Below are 4485 nucleotides of genomic sequence, written 5' to 3' on the forward strand. Positions count from 1 at the left end.
CCTTATGCCCCCGGCGCGCAGCGCCTACAACCCGGTGAACGAGCAAAGCGATGTTCACCCACCACCTTTAGCCCCATTCATCCGATTGAGGCTAGTACTCAATCCGCATATTACAGTCCGGCTTCCTTCTTCAGAACTTCAGCCTTGTCCGTGTGTTCCCAGGGCAGGTCGATATCCGTTCTTCCGAAATGGCCGTAAGCAGCGGTCTGCTTGTAGATCGGACGGCGGAGGTTCAGCATATCGATGATGCCTGCCGGACGGAGTTCGAAGTTCTTACGGATGAGGTCAACGATCTTTTCATCGTCGATCTTGCCGGTGCCGAAGGTATCAACGAAAATGGAAACCGGTTCTGCTACGCCGATGGCATAGGCCAGTTCGATTTCGCATTTGTCTGCAATGCCCGCAGCTACGATGTTCTTGGCTACGTAGCGGGCAGCGTAGGCAGCGGAGCGGTCAACCTTCGTGGGATCCTTGCCGGAGAAGCATCCGCCGCCATGACGGGCCATGCCGCCGTAGGTGTCGACGATGATCTTACGGCCCGTGAGTCCTGCATCGCCCTGGGGTCCGCCGATAACGAAACGGCCGGTTGGGTTGATGAGGTACTTTGTATTTTCATCGAGGAATTTTTCCGGAATGATTTTCTTGATGACCTTATTGATCATATCCTGTTCGATCTGGTCATGGGTGACGTCAGGGTTATGCTGGGCGGAAATAACAACGGTGTCCACACGGGTAGGCTTGCCATCATCATATTCCACGGTAACCTGTGTCTTTCCATCGGGACGGAGGTATGGTACTTCCCCATCTTTCCTGACTTCTGCCAGCCGGCGTGCCAGGCGGTGTGCAAGGGCAATCGGCATAGGCAGGTATTCCGGCGTTTCATTGGAAGCATAGCCGAACATCATGCCCTGGTCGCCGGCGCCGATATCGTACTTATCGGCCTTTTTTTCCTTCGCTTCCAGGGACTGGTTGACGCCCATAGCGATATCCGGAGACTGTTCATCGATGGCAACATTGATGCCCACGCTTTCCCCATCAAAACCATAGCGGGCATCGGTGTAGCCGATATCGTTGATGGTCTTTCTGATGACCTGGGGAATCGGCACATAGGCGGTGGTGGTGATTTCACCAAATACATGGACCTGGCCGGTGGTGACAATGGTTTCGCAGGCTACACGGCCATTGGGATCCTGTTCCAGAATGGCATCGAGAATGGCATCGGAAATCTGGTCCGCAATCTTATCAGGATGTCCTTCGGTAACGGATTCGGAAGTAAATAAAACTTTTTTTGGCATATAAAATCCTCCTCACTATATTAGATATTTGGATTAGTAAAATAAAAAGCTCTCCGCAGGGAGAGCTTCTTCTCTCATCTGCCAGCTAATGCTGATGGACTTAGCACCGGTTCCTTGTGGAATGGTTGCTGCAGCGTCATTGGGCCAAATCCCTCAGCTGCTCTTGATGAGTCTTAATTCACTTGAGTATTATTATAACGTTAATTCACCGATTTGGCAACTGTTGACAATGATTGAGTTGAATAAGTAGGGGTAAGTATGGGACACATTGGAGTGCATGGGGCTAAGGGTGGTGGGTCGGGCGCCGCTACGCTGGCCCGACCGGGTTGTGGCTGCATGCTAAGGCTGACGCCTTAGCGCAGCGGGGACATAAGGTGGACCTGCCGCCTTTGGCGGCTTATGAACCAACAGCCCCCGCTTCAACGAGCGAAGCGATGTTGAAGCCACAACCCGGTTGGCGAGCACAGCGATGCCAACCCACAACCTTTAGCCCCATTCACACGTTTGGACCGACGCCCAAATCACTTACCAAAGAACAACTTCATGTCATCTTCTACCGTGGTGATGCCGGCGATGCCGAACTTATCCACCAGCACGTTCACCACGGCCGGCGAGAGGAACGCCGGAAGCGTGGGTCCCAGGTGGATATTTTTCACGCCCAGGTACAGGAGAGCCAGGAGGACGATGACCGCCTTCTGTTCGTACCAGGCAATGTTGTATACGATGGGCAGGTCATTCACATCATCCAGTCCGAAAACTTCTTTCAGCTTCAATGCGATGACGGCGAGGCTGTAGGAATCGTTGCACTGGCCGGCATCCAGAACTCTCGGAATACCGCCGATGGTGCCCAGGTCCAGTTTATTGTACTTGTACTTTGCGCAGCCAGCGGTGAGAATCACCGTGTCCTTCGGAAGGGCGAGGGCGAAGTTCCGGTAGTATTCCCGGCTCCGGGCCCGGCCGTCACAGCCTGCCATGACGATGAACTTCTTAATGGCGCCGCTCTTCACGGCATCCACCACCTTGTCCGCCAGGGCCAGGACCTGGTTATGGGCAAAGCCACCGACGATTTTGCCGGTTTCAATTTCTGTGGGGGCCTGACATTTCTTTGCCTGCTCGATGATGGGGCTGAAATCTTTGACCCCCTCTTTATCATCGATATGGCCGCAACCCGGGAAGGAAACGGCGCCGGTGGTCCACAGGCGGTCCTTGTAGCTTTCCTTCGGCGGAACCACGCAGTTCGTGGTCATAAGGATGGGGCCATTGAAGGAGTCGAATTCTTCCCGCTGTTTCCACCAGGCATTGCCATAGTTTCCGGCAAAATTCCTGTATTTCTTGAAGAACGGATAATAATGGGCCGGCAGCATTTCCCCATGGGTATACACATCCACGCCGGTGTCTTTCGTCTGTTCCAGCAGCATTTCCAGATCCTTCAGGTCATGGCCGGAAATGAGGATGCCCGGATTCTTCCGGACGCCAATTTCCACTTCCGTGATTTCCGGATTGCCATAGGTGGATGTATTGGCTTCATCCAGCATGGCCATCCCCTTCACACCGTATTCCCCGGTTTTCAGGGTCAGGGCTGTGAGGTCATCCACAGAAAGGCTGTCGTCCAGGGTCTTTGCCAGGGTTTCCTGGAGGAATGCGTCGATTTCTTCGCTGTCCTTATGGAGCACATTGGCATGGTGGCTGTAGGCAGCGAGACCCTTCAGACCATAGGTAATGAGTTCCCGGAGGGACCGGACGTTTTCATCCTTCGTTGCCAGTACACCGATGAAGGGATAGGCATCTTTGAAATATTCCTCCCCCACATCCCACCAGGCTGCATGGGAAAGATGGGCGCTGTCCTTCACTTCGGAAATCATGTGGTTCTTTACGTCCAGCGTCTTTTCGATACGCTTTGTGATGAAATCATTGTCAAAGTTCGCATTGGTAATGGTGACGAAAAGGTTCACCGTAATGAGGTGGTTCACATCCTTCGGAACCGCATGGCCTTCCCTCCGCCATGCCGTTGTCACTTCTGAAAGGCCCTTGGTGGCATAAATCAGCACATCCTGCAGATGGGCCGTATCCGGCTGCTTGCCGCACACGCCGCCATTGGTGCATCCTTTATTTCCAAAGGTTTCCTGGCACTGGAAACAGAACATCTTTTCTTCCATATCTTTTCCTCCTGGACTGTCAAACGTGGATCTCAATGTATACAACTCGTAGTATATACCGTTTCGGTAATGAAAACTGTTGCCCATGCAACATGGAGAGGAATATAATAGGAGGGAAATGGAAGGGAAAGGGCTTTCAGCGTTCCGCTTACAGCTTACAGGAAATCAGCGGTCCCGGCGGTATGGCAGCTGAACGGATCAAGTCACCCCTCCTTCGTACTTCTGCCGGCCGGTCTTTCGGCTAAGCCGGACCCACTACCTTACCAACCACTAACCCACTATCCCCAGGAGACCATCATGGACTACTCACTTTTACAGAGCCTGCCCCTTTTCCAGAGCATGGATACAGACCGGATTCGAAGAATCATTCTCCTTTCCGGCTGCTTTGAGAAGGATTATAAAAAAGGAAATTACATTTACTTTGAACAGGAACTCATCGAGAACATGGGCCTTATCCTCAAAGGCCACGTATACATGACAAAGGAAAACGTGTGGGGTGAAAAGACCATCCTCGTCCGCATGGGAAAGGGAGAACTCTTCGGAGAAAATTTTGCCTGCTCCCACAGCCCCACTGCCTCTGTCACCTTTTACGCCCCGGAACCGGCAACGGTGCTCTTCATCCCCTACCGGCGCCTCCTTTCCTGTGCCGGAGAAAAGGAAGTACTCCCCTTCATCGAAAACCTCATCTCCATGATGACAGATAAAGCCCAGAAACTTATGCAGAAATCTTCCATCATATCCCAGAAAACTCTCCGGGATAAGATCAGCTGTTTCCTGTCTGCGGAAGCGGAAAAACAGGGAAGCCTCTCTTTCACCATCCCCTACTCCCGGGAAGATCTGGCGGACTACCTCTGCGCCAACCGCAGTGCCCTCTCCCGGGAGCTGGCGGCCATGGAAAAGGACGGACTCATCCGGGTCCATTGGCGGGATTTTGAGCTGCTGAGGAAATGAAGAGCCTGGATTGTGTGGCTGAGTGACGCACGAACGGGCGGGGGCAGTGCCACATGTGGTGGCTGGCGGTGTGGCTGTTAGAC

At 53.1% G+C, this 4485-nt stretch carries 3 protein-coding genes and 1 riboswitch; of the genes, 1 reads left to right on the forward strand and 2 read right to left on the reverse strand.

What is annotated here, in order from left to right; all coding sequences use genetic code 11:
- Positions 1-110 precede the first annotated feature (110 nt).
- Both metK and hcp read right to left on the reverse strand, forming a co-directional pair.
- Positions 111-1295 (reverse strand): methionine adenosyltransferase, encoded by a 1185-nt coding sequence (gene metK, locus QZR21_RS08155; protein WP_296097798.1) that lies wholly within the window; start codon positions 1293-1295, stop codon positions 111-113.
- A gap of 71 nt (positions 1296-1366) precedes the next feature.
- A riboswitch (SAM riboswitch) is annotated at positions 1367-1468 on the reverse strand.
- A gap of 348 nt (positions 1469-1816) precedes the next feature.
- Complete coding sequence (gene hcp, locus QZR21_RS08160) at positions 1817-3451, reverse strand: hydroxylamine reductase (protein ID WP_296974826.1); 1635 nt, start codon at positions 3449-3451, stop codon at positions 1817-1819.
- A 297-nt stretch (positions 3452-3748) separates the two neighbouring features.
- On the opposite strand from hcp, the gene QZR21_RS08165 reads away from it, so the two are divergent.
- Positions 3749-4402 carry a Crp/Fnr family transcriptional regulator gene (locus QZR21_RS08165; protein WP_296097794.1) on the forward strand — a complete coding sequence of 218 codons (654 nt, stop codon included), beginning with the start codon at positions 3749-3751 and terminating at the stop codon, positions 4400-4402.
- The last annotated feature ends 83 nt before the right edge of the window (positions 4403-4485 follow it).

It is taken from the genome of uncultured Dialister sp., from assembly GCF_900541605.1.
In the GTDB taxonomy this organism is placed as follows: domain Bacteria; phylum Bacillota; class Negativicutes; order Veillonellales; family Dialisteraceae; genus Dialister.